The sequence below is a fragment of the Clostridium sp. DL-VIII genome, assembly GCF_000230835.1.
GTDB lineage: Bacteria > Bacillota > Clostridia > Clostridiales > Clostridiaceae > Clostridium.
Map to the genome: position 1 here is coordinate 4,401,095 of NZ_CM001240.1, position 25,184 is coordinate 4,426,278.

A 25,184-nucleotide genomic window follows, 5' to 3' on the forward strand; every position below is an offset into this window, starting at 1 on the left:
CCTAATACTTAACTAGTTCTGCAACATCAAGTATTAAACTGATGCTTCCATCGCCTAATAGTGTACAACCTGATAGTCCATTGTTTGTTTTATTAAACTTCTTAATATATTCTGGCAGAGCCTTTACAACTACCTGCTGCTGCCCTATTAGTTCATCTGCAAATATACAAAGACTCTTATCATCACTGCTAACCATTATTATGATTCCATCTGGAATGTTTTCCACTTCAGTCTTCAGTTTATGCAAACTATGTAATCTTAAGATTGGATAACATTTTCCTCTTATCATGATCATCTCATTGCCATCAGGATCAGTTATTATTTCCTCTTCCTTTGCTCTAAAAGATTCTTTAATACTTTTAATCGGTATTGTATAAGACGCTTTACCTACTTTTATTATCATTCCATCCATAATGGCAAGAGTTAAGGGTATTTTTAATGTCATAGTAGTTCCTATGTTAGGAGCACTGTCTACTGAAATAATTCCGCCAACTGACCCTATGTTTTTTGCCACTACATCCATTCCAACACCACGCCCTGAAAATTCTGTTACTTTTTCCTTAGTGGAAAAACCCGGTAAAAAAATAAATGAGAAGACTTCTTTATCAGTAATATCTTCTTCTGGTCTATTTATAAGCCCATTTTCTCTTGCTTTTGTAAGTAATTTTTCTCTTTTTAATCCCTTACCATCATCTCTAACAATTATAAATACATCGCCGCCTTCATTTTTTGCTTCTAGAGTAATTGTCCCAATTTCAGGCTTACCTTTTGCTATTCTCTCCTCTGGAGATTCTAAACCATGATCTATAGAATTTCTTACCAAATGCATAAGTGGATCTGATATATGTTCTATTATATTTTTATCAACTTCAGTATCTTCTCCTATGATTTTTAGCTTTACTTCTTTTGACAGCTTTTTTGACATATCACGGACAATTCTATTCATTTTCTGGAAAGTCGCAACTAATGGTACCATTCTTATTGACATAACAATATCTTGTAGTTCACCAGTAATTTTCTCTAATTGGCGTGATGCCTTTTGAAAATTTCCAAGATTTAACCCTTTTAGATCTGGATTTTGAATAACCATGGCTTCTGAAATAACTAATTCTCCAATCATATCCATGAGCATATCAAGTTTAGATACATTTACACTAATAATGCTCTGATGAGAAGATCCAGATTTTTTATCCGTTTTTCCATCTTTTTTATCTTTGCTTACAGCTTCTGTAACCTTCTGATTTTCTGAAATTTTATGACTATCTAAAACCTTTTTATTCTCTAAATATTCCTTATCACTTTTGCTCTTTAAATCTTCTGAAATTTCTTTAACTTCTAGAGTATTTTCACTTGCCTTATTAGATTCATTATCATCTTTAACTTCAGTAAGTTCTACATCTCTGACTAAGATTGTCTCAGCTAAAAATTTACGTACTTCGTCATATTCTCTATCTGTAGTAAAAGATATGATGAAACCATCCTTACGAATAGTTTCTACACAATTATCATCCCCGAAAAGTTCTTTAGGAATATGGTGAATATTTTCTGATAACTCTTGCATACTATTTACTATTCCGAAGGCTCTAATATCTTCCATTTCACAGCCTTCTTCAAAATAAACTTTAGCTTTAAAACTATTCTTTCCTAAATCCTTAATCATTTCTATATCTATTAAATTTTCAGTTTCATTAATACTTTCAATAATCTTTTCGTTAATTACTCTTTCCTCTGAGGATTCATTATTTCCTTTCAATTCTTCCAAAAATTTTTTTATATCTAAAATAAGTTCTGAGGCATCTCCATCTGGATTCTTCTTTTCAATAACCTTATCTACTTCTGTTTTAATAAAATCAATTCCATCTAAAACAATATCTGAAAGTCTTGAATAATCAGTATTCTCAGGTTTATTTTCACGGAGAAAATAGAATAAATCTTCTATTGAGTGTGATACGGTTGTTATGTTGTTAAACATCATCATAGCCGATGATCCTTTTATAGTATGCATTATTCTAAAGACTTCATTAATAGCCTCTATTGTGAAAGATCCGGCTTTTTCATTATTTATTATGACTTGTTCAAGCTGCTCAATAAGCTGCGTAGTTTCAAATATGTAAATATCCAATAGCATTGGCTCTTGACTAAAATTATCCGACAATTACTTCACCCCATTCCAAAATACATAAATTAAAGCCCTAATACTTGCGTTAATATCTTTACAACAAATTCCTCTTTATAAGGCTTTACTACAAAGGACTTCGCACCAGCTATTACGGCATCACGAATAGATTCTTCCTGACCCATTGCTGAGATCATAACTACCTTTGCTCTTGGGTCAACTTTTTTAATTTCTCTTAAAGCTGTTATTCCATCCATTTCAGGCATTGTAATATCCATAGTTACAACATCCGGATTTAATTCCATGTATTTTTGTACTCCAGATATTCCGCTTTCTGCCTCACCAATTACTTCAAACCCATTTCTTTCAAGCATCGTCTTAAGTGTTACTCTCATAAATGCTGCGTCATCAACTATTAAAACTCTTTTCATTAATTAAATCCCCTTTCAAATTTATAAAAAAGCAGACAATAAAAATATTGCCTGCCATGAATAAATCACTTTCTATTTTGGCAACCTGACTATCATGGCAATCGAAATTACTTTAGACTCATGGCTTTGCGTCTTCACCTTTCAATGAATTTGCTATTTACATTTTATATATTTAATTTTAATTCCACATAATTCTTATTATTGAAAACTTTAGCATTTAAACCACTAATTATATTCACTATCATCATGATAACATATCGTAAAAGTCGAATCAATAAATTTCATGACTAATTATGAAGTATATAGTAAATAATTTAAAATTTTTATGAATAATTATATATATTTACAATTATTCCAACAACAAGTTCGTTTGTAATTATATTCACAATAATTTTTTCAAAAAAAACGCAATACTGAATATTATATTCAGTACCACGCTTCTTACCTTTATGTATTAATAATAATTTCATATAAAAATATTAAAAATATATATCTGAAAATTCAACATTAATGGCATCTACCAAACCATTATCAGAAGCTATAAATACTTTATTTTCATCGTAATTCGCATTTTCTTTAATAGGTAATATTATAGTAAATGTACTGCCAACACCTAACTCACTATCTAGATTTATGCTTCCATTTAAAATTGTTACCAGCATTTTTACAAGTGCTAGCCCAATACCACTGCCTTCAGCCTGCCTTGAGAGGTTGTTTTCAACCTGTCCAAATCTCTTAAATATCATCTCATGCTTTTCCTTTGGAATTCCTATTCCAGTATCACTTACAGCAATAGATATTGTCTTTTTCCTTTTGTTTTCTTTTACTTCAACATCTATCGTACCTCCCTCAGGAGTAAATTTTATGGCATTTGACAAAAGATTAAGAATAATCCGTTCATACTTTTCCTCATCTAATGCAATTTCTCTGCTACTTATATTTGCTTTAAATTGAAGCTTTATTTTTTTTTGATCTGCATATATTTTTATTGACTCAGTAATTAATTTCGTTATAAATACAATATCAAACTTTTTTAAATTTAATTTAAACTGATTGGAATGTAGTCTTGTAATATCTAATAAGTTATTAACGAGTCTCAATTGCCTGAAAGTGTTTCGTTTTATACTTCCTAAAAGTTTTTCAACAGGCTGAGATACCTCATCAACGTATACGTGTTCTATCAGTTGTAGGGCTGAATATATAACATTTATTGGTGTTTTAAACTCATGAGTTATAAGTGTTATAAACTCATCCTTCATAATAAGATCTTTTTCAAGAAGCTCTCTCTGTTTTTTTTCAGATTGATATAATAATTCTTGCTGCTTGCTAATTTTGCGATTTTGTTTTCTAAGTATAAGCTCACGTTCTATAGCATCAACCACAGTAGTTAATGTCATCAAAAAAAATGGATTATGAAGTATTACAGTAGTCATTATACATATACTTCCAAGCAGATTATCATCATCTGAATAGTGAAATGGTACTCCATAACAAGCACTATTATGTAAATATGTATGATAGTGATTAGTTCCTATTAACTGCACTGGATGATTTTCCTTGAGAGTTAAACTAACTACATTTGTTCCCATATCTTCTTCATTAAACTGGATACCCGGCTTAATTCCTAATTGAGACATCGTTCCTCTTACATCTTCATCTCCTAATGTATCTAATAAATATCCGTTTTCATCAGAAATAGCAATTAATATCGAAGTTCCTTTTAAGGATTCAATCATTTTATTACTAAAAAATTTTACAACATCTAAAATTTCTTTATAAGTCTCTTTCTTTTGGGCCAACTCTAATTCTGACATAATGCTTTGAGGCATTCTAGGCACATCCGGATCCATACCTGCCTCTTTACATCTTTTTTTCGATTCTAAAATATAATCTGCTTCTTGCTCGAATATATGTTGAAACATATACCTTACCTCCTGAAAAGAAAATCAATTTAAAATGCAAAATCCATCAAAGATTTTGTCTATTTTTTCACTTTTTTCTACAATTACGTTTCTGTAATTATATCATATTTTGTCTTTTTAAGTATTTATTTTATTAAAATAAAAAAAGAATTGCAAATTATTTTTTTTTACGACATAAAAAATCTATTTTTTATTATAATAATGCATAAAATTTATGCAATTTTCCAAAATGAATAATTTCATAAGAAAAATAATCAATGCCATCTAATTTCTTCAAAATAACCGATAAAACCTATTGACTTAGTAAAAAACCATGGTAATATTATAATTGTATAATTCCTATAATAATAGTCATGTTTTCAGTATATATTGTAAACAATCATAATTACTTCTTTAAGTTCTTCGACCAATATTAAATATATTAGGATTGATTCATATAAAAATTAAATATTCTACTTAGGAAGCGACCTCTTTATTATCTTTTATATATAAAGACTGCTTTTCTTAAAGAGAGAGTGGTCTTTTTATTTTTATATACACTATTAATTCTTGGAGGTGAACTTATATTTTTCTAATAACCATTAAAATTAATAAAAGGAGTTGTTATAATGGGTAGTAAAAGTTATTCAAAAGAAAATGGTTTGACAGATTTAGTAAGAAAGGAAGATTGGTGGGCAGTATGGATTGGATTAATTTTAGTAGTTGCTGGAATTCTTCTTTGGTTATCTGGTAATTCAATTAAGATCATTACTGCTAAAATACCAAAATGGACAAACATAAATGATTTGTTTTCTGCACTAGGAGGTAATATTGGTTCAATTATTCTCTTGTTTATCACATTTTTAATATTGTTTTCTATATCAAATTTATTTTTGCACTATAAATTTAAAGAATTTTTCCTAGGCTTTATAGTTTTATTTATTTTAAGTGTTTTAATCAATTCTTTTAGTGCTTGGAATGTAGCTCAAAGTTATAACTTGGAAGCACCTCTTGTTGCTTTAGCTCTAGGACTTATAGTTAGTAATATTTTTTCTATTCCAAAATGGTTTGAATCATCGCTTAGAACTGAACTCTACGTAAAAGTTGGTATTGTTCTTCTTGGAGCTACACTACCATTCACTTTAATTATCAAAGCAGGACCTATTGCATTTTTGCAGGCAACATTCATTGCTGTATCTACATTCTTAATAATTTATTTCGTTGGAACAAAGGTGCTTGGTTTAGATAAAAGATTTGCAGCAACCTTAGGAGCTGGTGGTTCAATTTGCGGAGTTTCGGCTTCTATAGCTGTAGGTGGTGCCATAAAAGCTAAGAAAGAAGAAGTTTCAGTATCAATATCTCTTGTACTTGTTTGGGCAGTATTCATGATTTTTGCATTATCTATTATCATAAAAATATTAGGGCTTCCAGCCGGACAAGCAGGTGCTTGGATTGGTACTTCAGAATTTGCGGATGCTGCAGGTATTACAGCAGCAAGTACATTTGGTGATAAAGCAATTACTACTTTTACTCTAATGAAAGTAGTTGGGCGTGATATGTTTATAGGAATTTGGTGTTTTATATTGTCTATAATCTCTATTACCAAATGGGAAAAAAGAGATGATGGAACTAAAGCAAATGTTGCTGAAATTTGGTATAGGTTTCCCAAATTCGTTCTTGGATTCTTTATTGCATCTTTAATACTTACATTTTTGCTTTCTAGCGTTTCAGCAGATTCTGCTAATATTATAAATACTGATGTTATTACTCCTATAAAAGAAATTAGAACTTGGGCATTTACATTTTGTTTCCTATCTATCGGACTTACTACAAGATTTAAACAGTTAACTGCTGTTGGCTGGAAGCCATTTATTGCATTTTCAGCTGGAGCAATTGTCAATGTCATTTTAGGTTTCTTAATTTCTACATTGCTCTTAGCCTCTTATTGGGCTAATTTATAATTATAATTTATTGTTAACATTATTATAATTTTATGAAAAAATAAAAAGCCAATTACTAAACTTTAAGCATTGGCTTTTTATTGCACTAATAATATACATTTTGTTAAGTAATTTAAAGGAGAGATGTTAAATTATGAATAAAGATCAACTTACCTGTATTCAAAATGTACGTTTTATATTTAATTTCTTCGAAAAGAAAGAATGGCTTCCTGGCGAAGAAGATCCTTTTAAAAACATAACCAATCAAAATAAAGTCTCCCACCAATCAGTTCGAGATTTATCTATTTTTTTAGCCACCCGCTTATCTAAAATTGCTGCCATGATGGAAGTTCTGCAAGCTCTTCACAGTGAATGGTTAATTACAGGAAAAAAAGATAAAATAATTATGGAGACTGAAACCTTTGATTTTAATGATGCACTTGAAGCATTAAAAAGCAATGGTTTTACTGATGATGAATATATTCTTAAAATTGAATACGAGAGAAAATGGGGAATGCTATAAAATTATATATCTATAAGATTTTCAAATTATTATAGTTCTTCAATAAATTTAACTCCATTGTTTTTACATTTTTATATTAAAAAATCAACAAAAAACATAGCACAAAATATTAAATTTTATGCTATGCTGATATTGCTTTTATTCTCGAATAATAATTACTTAATGCTATTTGTCTTTAAAAATTTCACCTGCAATAACTAACGCACTACAAGCTTTAGGAAATCCTGCATATGCTGCACATTGCAATATAATTTCTAATATTTCTTCTAGGTTTAACCCAGCTTTAAGTGCCCCTTTTTATAATTTTCATTCATCTTACTATCCCCTTTTCATAGTTGGTGGGATTTCATATGGGTCAACCATAACTTCTATTACAATTGCTTCACTATGTAAATTTGAAATTTTTAAAGCTTCTCTTAATTCTGACTGATTGCAGCATTTATATGTCTTTGCTCCTAATGACTCTCCAAATTTTTTAACATCAAGTGGTACGTTATAAGTAGTTCCTACAGCTTTTCCAAAATGTTGCTGCATTCCTTTATCTACCATATCAAGCCTTCCATTATTCAATATTATAATGGTAACTGGAATGTTATAATTTACCGCAGTTGATATTTCACTACCTTGCATAAAAGTACATCCATCACCTGTTAAGCAAACAATTCTGGAATTATAATCCGCTAATTGTGCACCTATTGAATATCCTATGGCATGTCCCATAGCTCCAAATATATCATCAAAAAAAAATGTTCCAGCCTTCCTAATGGAAAAATACTTTATTGCATAAAATGAATGGCTTCCATCATCGCCAAATATAATAGAATCATCTGGCAATTCTTCTCTTATTGTCTCCATTACTTCAATTGCAGAAAGATATGATGAGTTATTATTTCTATTATCCTCCAATTCACATTCTTCTAGTAAATTATGCTTATTTTCTATTTTATGTTTATGCTTAACTTTATCTAATACCAATTGTAAATTTGTTTTTATATCGCCCAAAATAGATAATGTTTGAACTTGAAGTGATTTTTCTATAAATGTAGGATCGTAATCCAGCTGCACAACTTCTTTAGGATAATTATCTGATGAAATATCAACTAAAGACATGTCCGATAATTTACTTCCTATGACAATCATTAAATCTACATCTTTTTTGATATACCCACTTGATTTTTCTGTGCCACCTAAACCTAGGCCACCAAGTGATAATGGGTGATCCTCAACAAATGTTCCTTTTCCTCCAGGAGTTGTCATAACAGGTACATTCCATAATTCAGCTACTCTTTTTACTTCCTCATAGGCCAAACTAGAATGTATCCCCTTGCCTGCCAAGATTACCGGTTTTTTAGCTTTATCGAGCTTATTAATAAATTCATCTAATTTTAAAGAAACTAATTTATTGTGTTCATCACATAAACTTATTTCAAATTCTTCTATTTCTTCATTAAGTATATCCATTGGTATAGATAAGTGAACTGGGCCTTTAACGCCAAAATATGCTGTTTCCAATGCATGTTGTAAGTATCTTTGAAACAAGTCAGATCTTTCAACTCTTGCACTAAACTTAGTAACCGATTCAAACATTTTTACCAAATCTGTACCAAAAGCTGTAGAATCCTGCCCCAATGCTTTTCCAGAATTATATGTAGGCTGCTGTCCTGTAATAAATAATACTGGTATATGATATGCTTTCGCTTGTCCTGCAGATGTTAATAAGTTGGTTCCACCAGGCCCTGATGTTCCTATAGCTACACCTATCTTTTTACTCATCAGTGAATAACCAGCCGCCTCATAGCCAGCACCACTTTCATGTTTGCTTAAAACAAAGTTTACATCTTGTTTATCTAACTCTATAAGTAAAGGTACAAGTGGCTTTCCTGGTATCCCAAAGACATGATTAATTCCCAATCTTCTAAAATTCGAAACTAATATTGATGCTATACTTTTCATATATCTCTCCTTTTCAATCTACATTAGTATTCTTATTTTAACATCTTATATCTTTATTAATAGACAATCATGAAAATTTTAAAAATAAATATCAGAGAACTCAACATTAATGGCATTTACTAACCTGTTATCAGAAGCTTGCAGTATTTTATTTTCTTCCTCATTTATTTTTTTCTCATTAATAGGCAGTGTTATAGTAAATGTACTTCCGATATCTAACTCACTGTCTAATTCTATCTTTCCCTCAAGAATAATTACCAATAACTTTACAAGTGCTAAACCAATACCACTACCTTCCGCCTGCCTTGACAGATTATTTTCAACTTGACCAAATCGTTCAAAAATCATCTTATGCTTTTCTTTTGGAATTCCTATACCAGTATCACTTACAGCAACCGTTAATTTCTTATCTTTTCTAATTTCTTTGACCTCAACAGTTATAGAACCTCCCTCTGGAGTAAATTTTATGGCATTGGACAGAAGATTTAAAATTATACGTTCGTATTTTTCATCATCTATTGTAGTGTTAATACTATTCACATTACTTTTAAAAGATAAATTAATCTTTTTCTGATTAGCATATATCTTTATAGAGTCTGTAATTAATTTAGTTAAAAATACAATATCTATATTCTTCATATTCAATTTAAACTGGTTTGAATTGAATTTCGTAATATCTAACAAATTATTTACAAGCCTTAATTGCCTGAACGTATTTCGCTTTATGCTTTTTATAAGTTTTGCTACTGGCTTTGAAATTTCATTACTATATATATACTCAATAAGTTGAATCGCAGAATAAATCACATTTATTGGTGTTTTGAATTCGTGAGTAATAAGCGTTATGAAATCATCTTTCATAACAAGATCCTTTTCAAGTAATTCTCTTTGCCGTTTTTCTGACTTATATAACAATTCCTGCTGCTTACTTATTTGTCGATTTTGTTTTCTAAGTAATAGTTCCCTTTCTATTGCATCAACTACCATGGTTAATGTCATTAAGAAAAATGGATTATGAAGTATAACAGCAGTCATAATACATATACTTCCAAGTAAATCCCCTTCATCTGAATAATGAAACGGTACTCCATAGCATGCACACTCATGTAAATATCTATGATAATGATTAGTTCCTATTAATTGTATTGGTTCATTTTGTTTGAGTGTCAAGCTAACAACATTTGTCCCCATCTCTTCCTCTAGAAATTGAATGCCCGGCTTAATTCCTAATTTAGACATGGTTTCCCTTATAGTATCATCTCCAAGTACCTCAAGTAGATATCCCTTTTCATCTGTAATAGATATTAGTATTGGAGTTCCTTCTAATGATTTGATCATTTTATTGCTAAAAACTCTTACTACATCTAAAACTTCTTCATAAACATCTTTACGTCTACATAAATTTAATTCAGACATAACATTTTGGGGTATTCTAGGTTTATCCGGATCAAGTCCCAAATTTTTACATCTCTTTTTAGATTCTAAAATATAACTTTCTTCCTGTTCATATGTGTGTTGAACCATATATTTATCCCCCTTAAAAAGAAAATAAATCATTACTTTATCATAAAATACTATCTCATACTCTAATTATATTGCAATCAACAATTATTAAAAATATTTTACAAATAAAGTCATAACTTATTCATCCAAATAATACTTAAATATAAAAATTATTAGGTTCTATGTCTAATTTTTTACTATTTTGCATATTTTCCACTAATGCAATTATATCATTAATGTGTATTTCATGAAATATTTATTTTGTTTATGTCAGAGATATTTATTTATATAGATAGTTTTACATAAATTAACTCTAATCAAGATTTTATAAATTATAAGACCCCTTTGAAAATTCAAAGGGGTCTATTATTTTCTTTATCTTAGTTTCCATCATCTGTTTTTGCATTTTCATTTAAAGCAGGCATTACAATAATACTTGAAATAGTTTCATTATCCTTATTTGAATATGTTATTCCAAGCCTATCTCCTACCTTTATATCATTAACAGTAAGATCCTTAGCTTGAGTTCCTCTGCCCATAGATTTAATCTGTATTCCATCACCAAGTGTAACGTCCTTAGTTTCACCTGTATATTCCACTTGTTTGTTCAATGATCCATTAGGCACTTGTTTATCTTGTGTATTTGCTTTCTTATCCGTCTTATTTCCGCCATCTTTACTTGGTTGTTTATCACCAGTTCCTTCCGGTCTTTCAGGTGTTTTTATCACTTTTAGTGTTACTTTGTTTCCATCAATACTTGCAACTTCTCCTTCTAAATCCGCTCTTTGAAAGTTCCTCTGCTTACTTTTCCCATCATCATTTGAGGCATTTGAAGCTGTGTTATTACTTTGAGTATTTGCAGCACCACATCCAACCATTAAAGTAACTGTTAACGCTATACCAGTCAATACGTAAACAATTTTTTTCATCTTAATTCCTCCAGTGTAAAATATTATAGTAATATCTCTATGTAAAAAATAATACACTACAAATGTAACAGTTAAGTTACAATTCTATAAATTAAGTGAAATATTATGATGTATGTAATATAATCTAAAAATTACGAGTAGTAAATTAGGTTTCTAATTTATTAATAAATTTATATTCAAACTCTGTTGCTCCCATAGGTTTCCCTATTAAATATCCTTGGATATAATCACATTCAAGTTCTTTTAGTATTTCAAACTGCTTCTCTGTTTCAATTCCTTCTGCTATAATTTTAATATTTAGACTATGCCCCATTTCTACTATTGATTTAATAATCATAGTATTTTTATAGCTTTTTTCTAGATTAGTTATAAGTGATCTGTCAATCTTTATTTTATCAATAGGTAACTTATTTATATAGCTAAGAGATGAATAACCTGTCCCAAAATCATCTAATGAAATTTTAACTCCTATACTTTTTAATTGAGTTAATATATTTATTATTGTATCAAAGTCTTCCATAGCCTCATCTTCAGTAATCTCAAGATTTAAATACTCTTGTGGCAATGAATAGGTTTCTAATATATTCTTAACAAATGATACAAATCCAGGCTGTTTTAGTTGAGAATAAGATGTATTTACTGATATATTAAACTCACCTAAGCTAAGTTCATTCCATTTCTTACATTGCTCACAAGACTTTCTAAGCATCCAATTATCAATTGATATAATTTCTCCAACTTTTTTAGCTATTGGGATAAATTCTATAGGTGGAATAATTTTTTCTCCCTGCCTCCACCTTATGAGAGCCTCTGCATATAAAACTTTCATAGATTTTAAATCCATAATGGGCTGATAATAGGTTATAAATTCATCTTTTTTAACAGCTTTATTTAATTTCATTTTTATTTCTAATTTATCAATGGCGTTATCTTCCATTTCAGACGAATATATAGCATAATTATATCCACCATTACCTTTAACTTCATACATCGCAATATCAGCTTTTCTAATTAAAGTATCTGAGTCATCCCCATGCTGCGGAGCAATACTTATACCTATACTTGCTCCTATATTTAATAGTTCTTCATCATAAACAATAGGATTTTTCAGTTCTATTTGAATCTTCATAGCAATTTCTTGAATATATGAAACAAGTTTTGGACTTCTTAATATTATTATGAATTCATCTCCACCTATTCTACTAATGCTATCTTGTGGACCTATAATATTCTTTAATTTAACTGCTACATTTTTAAGAACCCAATCACCAACTTGATGCCCAAAATTATCATTTATATGTTTAAAACTATCTAAATCAATAAAAAGTATCGCAAATCCTTCCTTATTGCTTCCTAATAGCTTATTAAGATTTTCCAACATCATTTTCCTATTAGGAAGTTCTGTAAGTGCATCATAATATACATAATGAAGTATTTGCTTTTCCGCACGCATTTTATCCTCAATTTGATTTTTAAGTTTCAAGTTTGTTTCTTCTAATTTTAAAGTATATTCCTTTTCTATCTCTGAAAATTTTTTTCTTTCTGAAATATCATAAAGTAATATTAAAATTCCAAGCATATCATCATATTCGTCATAAATTATTGTTCCTGATAATTCACATATTATATTACTTCCATCTTTTTTTTGTAATCTAACCTCTACATTTTTAACATAGCTTTTTTCCATCATTTCATTAAAATCAAAATTTTCATAATATATAAACTCACCAAATATTTTTCCTTGTAGTTCATGAAATTCATACTGTGTTACATTAAACGAAGTTTTATTACAACTCTGAATAGTAAAATCTTCATTCAATATAAAAATTGGTTCATTAACAGTATCGTAAATATATTCTGATATATATCTAGGAGCAGTTAGCATAAACCTGTGCTTACTTATTGCATAACAAACTCCTCCCAGTGCTATTATTCCAGTCAAAACTGCTGACGGAAATAGAATCACTCCAAATATAGGTAAAACTATATCTGTAAATATTCCTATAGTGATACTTATAATGCAGGTTGATAAAATAATTCTATTTTGCTTTTTTATCCGATTTTTTTTAGAGTTCTTTCCTTGGAAAAATAGCACTATAATACCAGATGTATAAAAAATGACAGCATATATGCTAAATGCAATCTGACCAAATGAATTTGGCGACACGTCAATCCATCCATAATACTCCTTAATCATAACTGAAGAAGGATTAACTATGACATTGCACATAAATAATGCTATAGCAGGAATGTGAGCTAATATTATTATAGGAATACTAAGCTTATTTTTTTTCTCGCTATTTAATACAGATACAAAATATATCCAATGTCCTGAAACAAAACAGTATCCCAAAACTGAAACTGCTCTCCAAAAAAATGCTATATTTATATTTTCAGAAATCAACATCATTGCATATCCACCTGACCAGAGAACACAGCACATGCTTAAATTAAAAAATACTTTATTAGTTTTTGATTTTGCATCTATCTTATAGCCATAAATACCCAAAAATAAATAGAGCAAACAACATAATAATAATGAAATGAAAAGAGTAATTTTAATAATAACACCTCCAAATGTAAATACAAGTGATTATATTTTTATATAATCTGACAAATTAAATCATGTAACTTATTTATTTTAATAAATAGTGTATAATTCAACAATTTATTCCATAACATCCATTATATTATTAACATTCTGATAATTCAACATTTTTTTAAATCTATTTATAACAAAAAGTCATTTATATTGACTCTATCTACTTTATATTTATAAATTTAATAAAACTAAAATTACTACTCGATATTCTTAAATGTCTCTTAATTTGAATCTTTGCCTATATCCCTTGCATACATATCGCAGAGAGAGTTTTCAAAATGATTTGAATGTCCTTTAAATCTTCTATTATGAATGCAAAGCCCCCATACTTTTTCTTCTCAAAAAAGCTTGCATCTGTGTAAATCTTATAAATCTTTTCTTCTGCATCACTTTCATCTATTGCATAGCTATTAAAGTTATTATTTCGTTTATCTAAAACAACAATCTTTCTTCTATCATTAAAAGCTGCCACATCTTTATCATGTGTTAAAACAAACTTCACATTAAATCCTACATAATATGTATCTATACGTTTATTATGCAACATCTTTCTAAGCTGATATTCATTAACTTTAAGATAATCTGTTAGCTTATTATTGCTAAAAAAATGCAGTTCTTTTTTTAAAGGATCAAATTCTATTATGGAGCATTCTTTATTATTACTTATTTTAATTTTATAGTTATTATTTTGCGCATCTATTATTTTCATTGTAAAAAGTGTCATTTTCATAAAAATTACTCCTTTGATCAATAATATTCATGCCTTAATTTTATCATATAACTTAAGATTATTTATAGCTTATTCACTTTTATGTATCTACCCTCAATATCTCATTTTCTATTTTATACTACTTGATGTATAATCTTTCTATAAATTAATCAGTACTATGGAGGTTATTATGACGCTTTCTAATAAAAAATTTTCAGAAACTAATCTTTATGAATTCATTATCATATTTTTAATTATTTTCGATTTGATTTCTTCAGTTATTGAAATCAAAATAAGATGAGGTACATATTACACCTCATCTTATAGCCTTAATATTTATTGCTTAAATTATCTAAAAATATTTTGCGTAAATTGATCTAAATCTACACTGCCGTTAATTCCATCAACAGTACCTTGGTCTGTATATTGCTGTCCTACTCTAGACCTCCATATACTATTAGATGGTAAATTTGAAAAACTAGTATAGTAATTAGCTTCCCATAATGAATATTTAGCCAACCTGTTATCTAAATTATCTATAAAACCTGAATATGTATATATACACACATCCATATTACTTAATCTATTAAATTCATTTATAAATCTCATTGTATAATCCATAACATCAAATCCACTTGTTTCTATGTCTAAAACTGGTTTTAAGTCACTTTGCTTATTTTTTATATTGTTATAAAAATTTTGTGCCTGTGTTTCAGGAGAACTTGTCCCAACTAAGAAGTGATAGAAACCAGTCTTTAAGCCTGCACTTTTAGCACCGCTATAATAAGATTCTAATGATGGATCTATATACGTTGTTCCTTCAGTAGCTTTCATGTATACACATTGAATTCCAGCAGATTTCACTTTCTTAAAATCTATGTCGCCATTATAATGACTGATATCTATACCTTTATATATACTACTTGTTGTTGTACTTGAATTACCACTAGTGCTTGGACTACTTCCAGTGTTTCCATTTGAAGTCGCTGCTGGTCTCTTACCATCAGAACCAATTTTGTATCCATCTATTGTAGTGTTCGTAACTAATGTTCCAGAAGATGGATCTAAATAGTAATAATCACTTCCTGAATTTACCCAACCTGTTGCCATCACTCCACTAGATTTTAAGTAATACCAGGCGCCGCTTATATTAATCCATCCCTTAGCCATAGCACCAGTATCATACAAATAATACTTTACTCCATTATCTAAAATCCACCCAGTTGCCATACTGCCGCTATTATTAAAATAATACCAATAATTATTTAATTGAACCCAGCCTGTTACCATTGCACCGCTGCTATAAAACATATACGTAATATTGTCTATTACATTAACACCTGTTATCATAGCCCCTGAATTATTTAAAAAGTACCAAGTATTATTTAATTGCTTCCACCCTGTCGCCATGCTGCCTGAATTATTTAAATAATACCAAGTACCATTATAGTTTAACCAGCCAGTTGCCATTTTACCATCATCATATAAATAGTACCAATTACTATCTGGTTTAATCCACCCAGTTACCTTAGTGTTATCTGATTTATAATAATACCAATATCCATTTTCTTTTTTCCAGCCAATAGTTGATGTAATATTTATATTTCCAGTGTTATTAATACTTTTAGTATCATACTTAGAAATAACATTTATTGAATTCGGTTTACTCTCGGGCGTACCTGGATTTGGAACTGAATTTGATGAATTTACAGTAATGCTACCCGATGTTGTTGTCGAATTAGTAGTTGCCGCCTGCACACTTGCTGCTTGTCCAAAGCTTAATATAATTGTAAGAGCTAATACAAATGAAGTCAGTTTTCTTTTAATATTCAAACTAATCATTCCCCTTCTAATCTTCCCTAGAAATACATACTGATTTGTCGCTTTCTAGAATCATCCTCATTAAATACAATCCATTTAAATTATATAATTATCTCAATTTGTAAACAATAATTTTACTATGGATGTTAAGCAAAAAAATGGAAAGCAATATTATTATAGGTAGATATTGATTATCTTTTCCTTTTATTAATATTATATTAGTTTTTAGTAAACTAATTATTTGATAATTTATTAAAATCATTAAGTAATTTTATCCAAAATTACTTAAATGCCTGATACTTTTATTTACTCCTTCTATTATATCTCCAGTCTATCTTTTATCTTCTAGTAATTTTCAATACATATTCCAATTATAACATATAATTTCACATAATTTAACTTAGATTTTCTATCCATATTTTCTAATAATAATTATCTATTAATAAAAATTGCTTTTTTCTAAATATTCTGATATAATTATATAAACACAAGAAGTAAGGAGTGATGTTAAATGAATAAATTACTCATTAAAACTATTGCTAAAAAAGTTATGGAATTTATATTATATGGTTCAGGATATAAAGCTCCTGAATATGCATATATTCGTGTATCTCGAACTCCTAATAAAAACATCTTTGATAATACAGGTCAAAGATAATGATATAAATTCAATTTAAATACGATAATCATTATAGATAGACAAGCAGTGACTTAACTTATGTAGCAGCCTTCCAAGATCGCATACATATTTATTTATCTATATTTGATATATATCCACTCTCTCAAAAAAGACCGAAGAAGATTCTTTGGTCTTTTTTGCATTATTCTACTAAATAAGTTTATATGTTAATATTTATATGGAGGTGTACTTATGAATAGAGTAAAATTTGCAGTGTTCACTGATTTACATTATGACCATATTCACGATGGTTGTAAGCGAATTGATGACTTTATAACTAACATAAAAGATACAGACATTGATTTTGTTATTCAACTTGGTGACTTTTGCATCCCTAAAGAAGAAAATCAATTTTTACTTAATAAAATGAACAGTATCGGAAAACCCATTTATCATATAATTGGAAATCATGATTCTGATTCATTTCCAAGAGAAAAAGTCATGGATTTTTTGAAAATGAGTAACTCTTATTATTCCTTCAAAAACAAGGAAATTAAGTTCATTGTATTGGATACTTGTTTTATAAAAACTAATTCAGGATATAAACAATATTCCAGGAAAAATTATAACAAAACAAATGATATATATCCAGTTCTTCCAGAGCATGAATTAAAATGGTTAGAGTCTCAATTAAATGATGATAATAAGTATTATGTTATTTTCTCACACCATAGTTTTGAAAATGAATTTGATAAAAGAGGTGTATATAATAGAATTGAAATCAGAAATTTGATAGATGCAGTAAATAACAATGATAAAAAGGTACTTTTATGTATAAATGGACATGACCATGGGGATTCTCTAAAGAAAATAGGACAAACTTATTATTTTGGACTTAACTCAATGTCATATATATGGTTTGGTCCTGAACATGAGCATTTCTGTTATTCTAAGGAAATTCATAAGCAATATCCTTTTCTAAAAGACTTAGTTTTATATAAAGATGGTTTATATGCTGTTGTTACAATTACCGAAAATGGCAGCATTAATATAGAAGGCATGAATGGAGACTACCAGAATATTTCTCCTAAGGAACTGGGCATTGAAATTGTATGGAATGGCCGCTCTTTGTTACCTATAATCTCTTCATTAAAAGTAGACTAAGAAACTTTTTGCATAGATATACTATGTATCAATTTTTAAATAAATAATTTCTATCTGCATATAGCATATAATATTTTTCTCTATTCTAAAGGCAGTGAAATTATTACTGGTGTGCCTTCTCCATACTCACTATCAATTTTAAGAGTTCCTTTGTGCATATCAACTATATTTCGAGAAATTATTAGCCCTAGTCCTGCACAACTAGATCTAATTTTTAAATATTTACTTATTAAAATATATTTCTATGAACAAAGTATATATTTATCTTTGTTCATAGAAAACTTTAAACTGATGCTTTAAATACATATTAGCACTTCTTAGCTTCGTTTACTTCTTAATCTTAAGAAAGTCAAGGCAGCCCCGATTAAACTTATTACTGCAGCCGCTATATATACAGTTCTCATAGCATATATAAAAGCATCATTTCTTCCTGCTACAAAATCTGTAACACGGTATCCAATTATAGAACTCATCATGCTATATAAAAGTGTTGTAGCTAAAGCTATCCCACATACCATTCCCAAGTTTCTTACAAGAGCATTTACGCTTCCTGCAATTCCAAGTTTCTCTTTCGGTACTGTTGACATTATCAAAGAATTATTAGGCGATTGAAATAATCCCATACCAATAGACATAATTCCTATGAATATTATTGTGATTATTACAGTTGAATTTACATTTAAAGTGGACATTAATATTAAACCTAGGCTTATAAGTATCAAACCTATGAAGGTTAAAAGCTCTGAACCAATTTTATCTGATAAACTTCCACTAAGAGGTGCTACTACAGTTAAGAGTAATGGATAAACCATCATTATTAATCCAGTATGCTCTGGTGTATAATTCATTACATCCTGAAGATAAAATGGCAGAATAATATTGTTACAAAAGATTGCCACAAAAGTTACAAATGCACAAAATATACTTAAAGAAAATAATTTATTGCTAAATATATTCAATTGTAATAGAGGATCTTCTTTTTTCTTTTCTACATAAATAAATATTATAAATGAAATAATTGCGATTGCAAAGCTCAATAAAATCATTGGATCTGAAAAGCCAATGTTCAAACCTTCATCTAAAGCTCCAAAGAGTGGAACTATTGCAAACATAAATAATACAGCTCCTAAGATATCTAATTTTCCCTTAACTGTTTTATTCCCCTTCGGTAATAATTTAATAGCATAAAATAATGCTATTACTCCAATAGGTACATTTATTAAAAAAATATATTCCCAACTTGCTGCACCTACTATTAGTCCTCCAAGTCCTGGTCCTATTAGAGATCCTAAGGCTACAGAAGTACCTAAAAATCCAAGAGCTTTTCCTCTTTCATGTGGAGGGAATGTTTCTGTAATAATCCCTTGATTATTAGCCATAGTTCCAGCAGCGCCTATAGCTTGTACTATTCTTGCTAAAATAAGTATTGGAAAAGAATTTGTTATACCACATAACAAAGATCCAAGGGTAAATAATCCCAATCCAAATGTGAACATCTTGGATTTTCCAAGCATATCTCCAAGTCTTCCAAAAATCAATACTGTCCCAGCGATTACTATTAAATAACTTGTTGCAACTAATTGTATACTAGATGTTGTTACATTTAAAGCGGTAGCCATTTTAGGTAATGCTACATTTACAATGCTACCATCTAGGGCAGACATAACTGTAAACATTAAAACTATTACTAATATGGACCATTTGCTTTTATTTTTTACATTTTCCATTAATTTTCCTCCTTTGTCACTATTTAACTTACACAACCATATTACCTTAATTCTCAAATTTGTTTAATCTTCGAATATTAATTAGAATTTTCTTTAAAGACTGCATTGTAATTAACATTTCTGCTTCTGATACATCTTCTGTTATTAAACTCATCAACGTTTGAACATCTTCATGAATTTTTGGCAATACTTCTTTAGCTTTCTCTGTTAAATATAATTTATAAGATCTACTATCTTTTTCATCTTGTTCTCTATAAACATAACCAAGATCTACTAATTTTGTAATTGTTCTTGCAGACATTGCCTTGTCATTGCCAAGTTCTTTGCTTAAGCCGTTTTGGCTTATACCTTCGTTTCCTTCAAGATTAAACAAATATGGGCTGGAACCACTGCTTAATCCATATTCTTTTAAGGCCTTTTCTAAATACATTTGCTTATATCTAAAAATTTTACTTATAACCATTATGAAGTTCATGCTTTCAACATCCATAATCATTCTCTCCTTATAATATATTTGATTGGTCGACTATATTATATTTATCTTGCGTTGACTTGTCAACTTTGCTGATAAAAAAATTTCACTTCATATTTTAATGAGGATGAAGCAAAAACTCATTTGACTTATTATTTCTAATGATGATACTATGTCTATAGGTCAAATTAGTGCTTTATTATAATCTTGCAAATAACAAACAAGATTGGTTTTTATATAATCGATAAAATAGTTACTATTCCTTATCAAGGAGCAATTGTTAACTTTTCATAATATTTATATTTTTAAACGTTTATTTAAATAATTAATCTTTCTCTAATTTGTGCAACATATTAAAAAAATATTAATTACTTAAATATGAGTTATATATCTAATTGTAACTATTCATTAAGGTATTAATTATGTTATAATAGTCGTGGTCTTTAAGTATGGCCAACTGTAATGATTAAATTTAACAAATTAAAATAAACTTAAGGTGGAATAAATGATTATTATAATAACCATTGTAATAGCTTTTTTATGTGGTTCAATTCCAACAGGATATTTGCTTACTAAAAAGTTATATAGAATTGATATAAGAACTAAAGGTAGTGGAAACATAGGTTCAACAAATGTTAAAAGAATTGCTGGAACTAAAATATCAATCATCACTCAGATAATTGATATTTTAAAAGGAATAATTCCAGTATTTTTAGGAATGTATTTGATTAAGGTCATTAATTTACCAATATCATCTAGTATATTTCTTTCTCTTATTGCAATAGCAGTAATTTTAGGCCATGACTTTACTCCATTTCTTAAATTTAATGGTGGTAAGGGTGTAAATACTACTCTTGGTGCGTTCATTTTAGTTGCACCAATTCCAACATTGATTGGAGTTACAGTTTACTTTATACTGCGTTCATTTACAAGTATAGTTTCCATCAGGTCGATTGCGATAGGGATTACAATATCTATTATGTGTTTCATTATGAAATTTCCTGCTGCAATAGTATTTTCTGCTACAGCAGCTTGTGTTTTAATGATACTCAGACATAAAGGTAATCTTATAAGAATTATACATAATGAAGAAAAATAATCTTTGTTCTATATAAATACTCCAATATTCAACAGTACCTCAAAAGTTTAATACTCCTTTTGTAGGTACTTTTTTATGATAAGATTTAAAGATTAAACATAACCTTTCTCATAAAGCTTCCTTATTGAACTATATGAAAATAAAAAAGCTTTTATTTTAAAAAAAATAAGCTCTAGCATAAGCTAGAACTTATTTTTTTACTTGGCGACTCAGAAGGGGCTCGAACCCTCGACCTCCGGCGTGACAGGCCGGCACTCTAACCAACTGAGCTACTGAGCCATAATGTGGTGGCTCGAACTGGAATCGAACCAGTGACACGAGGATTTTCAGTCCTCTGCTCTACCAACTGAGCTATCGAGCCATTTTACCTCGCAACGTCCTACTCTGCCACACAGTCTCCCATGCAGTACCATCGGCGCTATAGACCTTAACTTTCCTGTTCGGAATGGGAAGGAGTGTTACCTCTATGCCATCATCACGAGATGCATAATTTACAGAAATCTCCGATTTCGTGTAAATTAGCACATCAACGAATGAATATGAGTTGATGTTTCCTTTTGAAAAACAACTACAAATTATCGCTTATACTATTTTACATGAATCTTGTTACTGTAATTACTTACCTTGAAAGAAATCTTGTTCTTTCAAAATTGCACATAGTCCTTAATGTATTTACAACTTGATTTATATTGGTCAAGCCCTCGACCTATTAGTATCAGTCAGCTAAATATGTTACCATACTTACACCTCTGACCTATCAACCTTGTAGTCTTCAAGGGGTCTTACTAGCTTATGCTATGGGAAATCTCATCTTGAGGTGGGCTTCACACTTAGATGCTTTCAGCGTTTATCCCTTCCCGACTTAGCTACCCAGCTATGCTTCTGGCGAAACAACTGGTACACCATAGGTCAGTCCATCCCGGTCCTCTCGTACTAAGGACAGCTCCTCTCAAATTTCCTACGCCCGCGACGGATAGGGACCGAACTGTCTCACGACGTTCTGAACCCAGCTCGCGTGCCGCTTTAATGGGCGAACAGCCCAACCCTTGGGACCTACTTCAGCCCCAGGATGCGACGAGCCGACATCGAGGTGCCAAACCTCCCCGTCGATGTGAACTCTTGGGGGAGATCAGCCTGTTATCCCCGAGGTAGCTTTTATCCGTTGAGCGATGGCCCTCCCACGAGGTACCACCGGATCACTAAGCCCGACTTTCGTCCCTGCTCCACTTGTAAGTGTCGCAGTCAGGCTCCCTTCTGCCTTTGCACTCTTCGAACGATTTCCGACCGTTCTGAGGGAACCTTTGGGCGCCTCCGTTACATTTTAGGAGGCGACCGCCCCAGTCAAACTGCCCACCTAACAATGTCCTGTCACCAGTTTCATGGCATCCAGTTAGAACTTCAATACTATCAGGGTGGTATCCCAACAACGACTCCTCCAAAAGCTGACGCCCTGGTATCCCAGTCTCCCACCTATCCTGTACAGACAATACCGAAATTCAATGCTAAGCTACAGTAAAGCTCTACGGGGTCTTTCCGTCCAATCGCGGGTAGCGAGCATCTTCACTCGCACTACAACTTCGCCGGATTTGCAGTTGAGACAGTGCACAAGTCATTACGCCATTCGTGCGGGTCAGAACTTACCTGACAAGGAATTTCGCTACCTTAGGACCGTTATAGTTACGGCCGCCGTTTACTGGGGCTTAAGTTCATACCTTCGCTTGCGCTAAGTATTCCCCTTAACCTTCCAGCACCGGGCAGGCGTCAGCCCCTATACATCAGCTTTCGCTTTAGCAGAGACCTGTGTTTTGTTAAACAGTTGCTTGTGCCTATTCTCTGCGACCTACGTTTCCGTAGGCACCCCTTATTCCGAATTACGGGGTCAATTTGCCTAGTTCCTTAACTGCAATTCTTCCGTCGGCCTTAGGATTCTCTCCTCATCTACCTGTGTCGGTTTGCGGTACGGGCACTACTTCTCTCTCTAGATGCTTTTCTTGGAAGCATGGAATCAGATACTTCGGTTCCGTGGAACCTTCCCCATCACGCCTCAGAATTGTTGGAACGGATTTGCCAATTCCAACTCCCTAAACGCTTAGACTAGCATCCAATAGCTAGCACATCCTATCCTTCTCCGTCACACCCTCGATATTAACGATGATAGTGGTATTGGAATATCAACCAATTGTCCATCGGCTACGCCTCTCGGCCTCGCCTTAGGTCCCGACTAACCCTGAGAAGACAAACTTTACTCAGGAAACCTTAGATATTCGGCCTGTAAGATTCTCACTTACATCTCGCTACTAATGCCAACATTCTCACTCGTAATCAGTCCACCGCTCCTTTCGGTACGACTTCAGCCCGATTACGACGCTCCTCTACCGCTCACGCAAAAGCGTGAACCCGTAGCTTCGGTGGTAAGTTTGAGCCCCGGACATTTTCGGCGCAGGATCTCTTGACTAGTGAGCTATTACGCACTCTTTTAATGAGTGGCTGCTTCTAAGCCAACATCCTAGTTGTCTTAGAAATCCCACATCCTTTTCCACTTAACTTACACTTTGGGACCTTAGCTGACGATCTGGGCTGTTTCCCTTTTGACCATGGAACTTATCTTTCACAGTCTGACTGCCGGACTGATAGTATATGGCATTCGGAGTTTGATAAGGTTCGGTAAGCGCTATGCCCCCTAGCCTATTCAGTGCTCTACCTCCACTACTCACATTTTCCGACGCTAGCCCTAAAGCTATTTCGAGGAGAACCAGCTATATCCGAGTTCGATTGGAATTTCTCCGCTATCCACAGCTCATCCCATGCTTTTTCAACAGCAACGTGGTTCGGTCCTCCACGAGGTTTTACCCTCGCTTCAACCTGGCCATGGATAGGTCACCCGGTTTCGGGTCTACAGCATGCAACTAGTCGCCCTATTAAGACTCGGTTTCCCTTCGGCTCCGTACCTTAAGTACTTAACCTCGCTACATACCGTAACTCGTTGGCTCGTTCTACAAAAAGCACATCATCACACACATAAGGTGCTTTGATCGGTTGTAGGCACATGGTTTCAGGTTCTATTTCACTCCCCTCCCGGGGTTCTTTTCACCTTTCCCTCACGGTACTGCTTCACTATCGGTCATCAGGTAGTATTTAGCCTTGGGAGGTGGTCCTCCCTGCTTCCCACAAGGTTTCACGTGTCTCGTGGTACTCTGGTGCAGAACTGCTCATTATAGTTTTCATTTACAGGACTATTACCTCCTACGGTCCAACTTTCCAGTTGTGTTCAATTAACTATAATTTCACGTTATGTTCTGTCCGCAACCCCAGAGATAAATCTCTGGTTTGGGCTCTTTCCTTTTCGCTCGCCGCTACTAAGAAAATCGATTTTTCTTTCTCTTCCTCCAGGTACTTAGATGTTTCAGTTCCCTGGGTTTACCTTCATAAAGCTATGTATTCACTTTATGATACATGGGGTTTCCCATGTGAGTTTCCTCATTCGGAAATCTTCGGATCTCTGACTATGTGCGTCTACCCGAAGCTTATCGCAGCTTATCGCGTCCTTCATCGGCTCCTGATGCCAAGGCATTCACCATGCGCCCTTTGTAGCTTGACCTTTTGCTTGCTTATTGATGTCAATTGCTTCGTCGTCTGCTGAAATTTTCTCGTTCACGTACATTTAAGTACGCTTCA

Annotated in this window: 17 protein-coding genes, 2 tRNA genes, 2 rRNA genes, 1 pseudogene and 1 riboswitch; of the genes and pseudogenes, 5 read left to right on the forward strand and 17 right to left on the reverse strand. The window is 31.5% G+C overall.

Annotated elements, in window-relative coordinates; genetic code table 11:
- Nucleotide 1: 1 nt before the first annotated feature.
- From CDLVIII_RS20255 to CDLVIII_RS20265, 3 genes are all read right to left on the reverse strand, one after another.
- Nucleotides 2-2,155: a chemotaxis protein CheA gene (locus CDLVIII_RS20255; RefSeq protein WP_009171341.1), complete on the reverse strand. Its 2,154-nt coding sequence runs from the start codon at nucleotides 2,153-2,155 to the stop codon at nucleotides 2-4.
- A 29-nt stretch (nucleotides 2,156-2,184) separates the two neighbouring features.
- Complete coding sequence (locus CDLVIII_RS20260) at nucleotides 2,185-2,547, reverse strand: response regulator (RefSeq protein ID WP_009171342.1); 363 nt, start codon at nucleotides 2,545-2,547, stop codon at nucleotides 2,185-2,187.
- 76 nt (nucleotides 2,548-2,623) lie between these two features.
- A riboswitch (cyclic di-GMP riboswitch) is annotated at nucleotides 2,624-2,712 on the reverse strand.
- Between the two features lie 314 nt (nucleotides 2,713-3,026).
- A complete protein-coding gene (locus CDLVIII_RS20265; protein WP_009171343.1) occupies nucleotides 3,027-4,469 on the reverse strand; it encodes a HAMP domain-containing sensor histidine kinase in 1,443 nt (480 codons plus the stop codon).
- Between the two features lie 608 nt (nucleotides 4,470-5,077).
- On the opposite strand from CDLVIII_RS20265, the gene CDLVIII_RS20270 reads away from it, so the two are divergent.
- The gene (locus tag CDLVIII_RS20270; protein ID WP_009171344.1) at nucleotides 5,078-6,409 is read left to right on the forward strand and encodes a putative sulfate exporter family transporter; all 1,332 of its coding nucleotides are present in this window, start codon (nucleotides 5,078-5,080) and stop codon (nucleotides 6,407-6,409) included.
- A 133-nt stretch (nucleotides 6,410-6,542) separates the two neighbouring features.
- Nucleotides 6,543-6,911 carry a hypothetical protein gene (locus CDLVIII_RS20275; RefSeq protein ID WP_009171345.1) on the forward strand — a complete coding sequence of 123 codons (369 nt, stop codon included), beginning with the start codon at nucleotides 6,543-6,545 and terminating at the stop codon, nucleotides 6,909-6,911.
- 165 nt (nucleotides 6,912-7,076) lie between these two features.
- Here CDLVIII_RS20275 and CDLVIII_RS32230 read toward each other — a convergent pair.
- The 7 genes and pseudogenes from CDLVIII_RS32230 to CDLVIII_RS20305 all read right to left on the reverse strand — a co-directional run.
- A pseudogene (locus CDLVIII_RS32230) lies at nucleotides 7,077-7,196 on the reverse strand (carboxymuconolactone decarboxylase family protein); the annotation flags it as partial.
- Between the two features lie 33 nt (nucleotides 7,197-7,229).
- Nucleotides 7,230-8,864, reverse strand: coding sequence for a thiamine pyrophosphate-binding protein (locus tag CDLVIII_RS20280; RefSeq protein ID WP_009171346.1), 1,635 nt, complete (start codon nucleotides 8,862-8,864; stop codon nucleotides 7,230-7,232).
- 78 nt (nucleotides 8,865-8,942) lie between these two features.
- Entirely contained in the window at nucleotides 8,943-10,388 is a 1,446-nt protein-coding gene (locus CDLVIII_RS20285) for an ATP-binding protein (protein ID WP_009171347.1), read from the reverse strand.
- Nucleotides 10,389-10,747: 359 nt separating this feature from the next.
- On the reverse strand, nucleotides 10,748-11,296 hold the full coding sequence (locus tag CDLVIII_RS20290) for a hypothetical protein (protein WP_009171348.1): 549 nt from the start codon (nucleotides 11,294-11,296) through the stop codon (nucleotides 10,748-10,750).
- Between the two features lie 145 nt (nucleotides 11,297-11,441).
- Entirely contained in the window at nucleotides 11,442-13,862 is a 2,421-nt protein-coding gene (locus CDLVIII_RS20295; protein ID WP_186005601.1) for an EAL domain-containing protein, read from the reverse strand.
- A 274-nt stretch (nucleotides 13,863-14,136) separates the two neighbouring features.
- Nucleotides 14,137-14,628: a hypothetical protein gene (locus CDLVIII_RS20300; protein WP_009171350.1), complete on the reverse strand. Its 492-nt coding sequence runs from the start codon at nucleotides 14,626-14,628 to the stop codon at nucleotides 14,137-14,139.
- A gap of 327 nt (nucleotides 14,629-14,955) precedes the next feature.
- Nucleotides 14,956-16,440: a GH25 family lysozyme gene (locus CDLVIII_RS20305; protein WP_009171351.1), complete on the reverse strand. Its 1,485-nt coding sequence runs from the start codon at nucleotides 16,438-16,440 to the stop codon at nucleotides 14,956-14,958.
- 499 nt (nucleotides 16,441-16,939) lie between these two features.
- Between CDLVIII_RS20305 and CDLVIII_RS31525 the strand changes: the two genes are divergently transcribed.
- Nucleotides 16,940-17,086 (forward strand): hypothetical protein, encoded by a 147-nt coding sequence (locus CDLVIII_RS31525; protein ID WP_009171352.1) that lies wholly within the window; start codon nucleotides 16,940-16,942, stop codon nucleotides 17,084-17,086.
- A gap of 213 nt (nucleotides 17,087-17,299) precedes the next feature.
- Nucleotides 17,300-18,211: a metallophosphoesterase gene (locus CDLVIII_RS20310; RefSeq protein WP_009171353.1), complete on the forward strand. Its 912-nt coding sequence runs from the start codon at nucleotides 17,300-17,302 to the stop codon at nucleotides 18,209-18,211.
- A gap of 80 nt (nucleotides 18,212-18,291) precedes the next feature.
- Here the strand turns inward: CDLVIII_RS20310 and CDLVIII_RS32770 are convergent, their stop codons facing one another.
- The 3 genes from CDLVIII_RS32770 to CDLVIII_RS20320 all read right to left on the reverse strand — a co-directional run bounded on the left by CDLVIII_RS32770 (nucleotide 18,292) and on the right by CDLVIII_RS20320 (nucleotide 20,428).
- Nucleotides 18,292-18,369 carry a hypothetical protein gene (locus CDLVIII_RS32770; protein WP_347462528.1) on the reverse strand — a complete coding sequence of 26 codons (78 nt, stop codon included), beginning with the start codon at nucleotides 18,367-18,369 and terminating at the stop codon, nucleotides 18,292-18,294.
- A gap of 159 nt (nucleotides 18,370-18,528) precedes the next feature.
- Entirely contained in the window at nucleotides 18,529-19,938 is a 1,410-nt protein-coding gene (locus CDLVIII_RS20315; RefSeq protein WP_009171354.1) for an MFS transporter, read from the reverse strand.
- Nucleotides 19,939-19,984: 46 nt separating this feature from the next.
- Nucleotides 19,985-20,428, reverse strand: coding sequence for a MarR family winged helix-turn-helix transcriptional regulator (locus CDLVIII_RS20320; RefSeq protein WP_009171355.1), 444 nt, complete (start codon nucleotides 20,426-20,428; stop codon nucleotides 19,985-19,987).
- 487 nt (nucleotides 20,429-20,915) lie between these two features.
- Here CDLVIII_RS20320 and plsY point away from each other — a divergent pair, with 487 nt between their 5' ends.
- On the forward strand, nucleotides 20,916-21,509 hold the full coding sequence (plsY, locus tag CDLVIII_RS20325) for a glycerol-3-phosphate 1-O-acyltransferase PlsY (RefSeq protein ID WP_009171356.1): 594 nt from the start codon (nucleotides 20,916-20,918) through the stop codon (nucleotides 21,507-21,509).
- A gap of 202 nt (nucleotides 21,510-21,711) precedes the next feature.
- On the opposite strand, the gene CDLVIII_RS20330 is transcribed toward plsY, so the two are convergent.
- The 4 genes from CDLVIII_RS20330 to CDLVIII_RS20345 all read right to left on the reverse strand — a co-directional run bounded on the left by CDLVIII_RS20330 (nucleotide 21,712) and on the right by CDLVIII_RS20345 (nucleotide 25,107).
- Nucleotides 21,712-21,788: transfer RNA gene (locus tag CDLVIII_RS20330), tRNA-Asp, on the reverse strand.
- Nucleotides 21,789-21,794: 6 nt separating this feature from the next.
- Nucleotides 21,795-21,870 (reverse strand) — tRNA-Phe (locus CDLVIII_RS20335).
- Nucleotides 21,871-21,875: 5 nt separating this feature from the next.
- Nucleotides 21,876-21,992: ribosomal RNA gene (gene rrf, locus CDLVIII_RS20340) — 5S ribosomal RNA — on the reverse strand.
- A 206-nt stretch (nucleotides 21,993-22,198) separates the two neighbouring features.
- Nucleotides 22,199-25,107 (reverse strand): 23S ribosomal RNA (locus CDLVIII_RS20345).
- Nucleotides 25,108-25,184: the final 77 nt, after the last annotated feature.

Excerpts from the sequence above, each read along its gene's own strand:
- CDLVIII_RS20260 (WP_009171342.1), bottom strand. The coding sequence starts at position 2,547 with ATGAAAAGAGTTTTAATAGTTGATGACGCAGCATTTATGAGAGTAACA.
- CDLVIII_RS20265 (WP_009171343.1), bottom strand. The coding sequence starts at position 4,469 with ATGTTTCAACATATATTCGAGCAAGAAGCAGATTATATTTTAGAATCG.
- CDLVIII_RS20270 (WP_009171344.1), top strand. The coding sequence starts at position 5,078 with ATGGGTAGTAAAAGTTATTCAAAAGAAAATGGTTTGACAGATTTAGTA.
- CDLVIII_RS20275 (WP_009171345.1), top strand. The coding sequence starts at position 6,543 with ATGAATAAAGATCAACTTACCTGTATTCAAAATGTACGTTTTATATTT.
- CDLVIII_RS20280 (WP_009171346.1), bottom strand. The coding sequence starts at position 8,864 with ATGAAAAGTATAGCATCAATATTAGTTTCGAATTTTAGAAGATTGGGA.
- CDLVIII_RS20285 (WP_009171347.1), bottom strand. The coding sequence starts at position 10,388 with ATGGTTCAACACACATATGAACAGGAAGAAAGTTATATTTTAGAATCT.
- CDLVIII_RS20290 (WP_009171348.1), bottom strand. The coding sequence starts at position 11,296 with ATGAAAAAAATTGTTTACGTATTGACTGGTATAGCGTTAACAGTTACT.
- CDLVIII_RS20300 (WP_009171350.1), bottom strand. The coding sequence starts at position 14,628 with ATGAAAATGACACTTTTTACAATGAAAATAATAGATGCGCAAAATAAT.
- CDLVIII_RS31525 (WP_009171352.1), top strand. The coding sequence starts at position 16,940 with ATGAATAAATTACTCATTAAAACTATTGCTAAAAAAGTTATGGAATTT.
- CDLVIII_RS20310 (WP_009171353.1), top strand. The coding sequence starts at position 17,300 with ATGAATAGAGTAAAATTTGCAGTGTTCACTGATTTACATTATGACCAT.
- CDLVIII_RS32770 (WP_347462528.1), bottom strand. The coding sequence starts at position 18,369 with ATGCACAAAGGAACTCTTAAAATTGATAGTGAGTATGGAGAAGGCACA.
- CDLVIII_RS20315 (WP_009171354.1), bottom strand. The coding sequence starts at position 19,938 with ATGGAAAATGTAAAAAATAAAAGCAAATGGTCCATATTAGTAATAGTT.
- CDLVIII_RS20320 (WP_009171355.1), bottom strand. The coding sequence starts at position 20,428 with ATGGATGTTGAAAGCATGAACTTCATAATGGTTATAAGTAAAATTTTT.
- plsY (WP_009171356.1), top strand. The coding sequence starts at position 20,916 with ATGATTATTATAATAACCATTGTAATAGCTTTTTTATGTGGTTCAATT.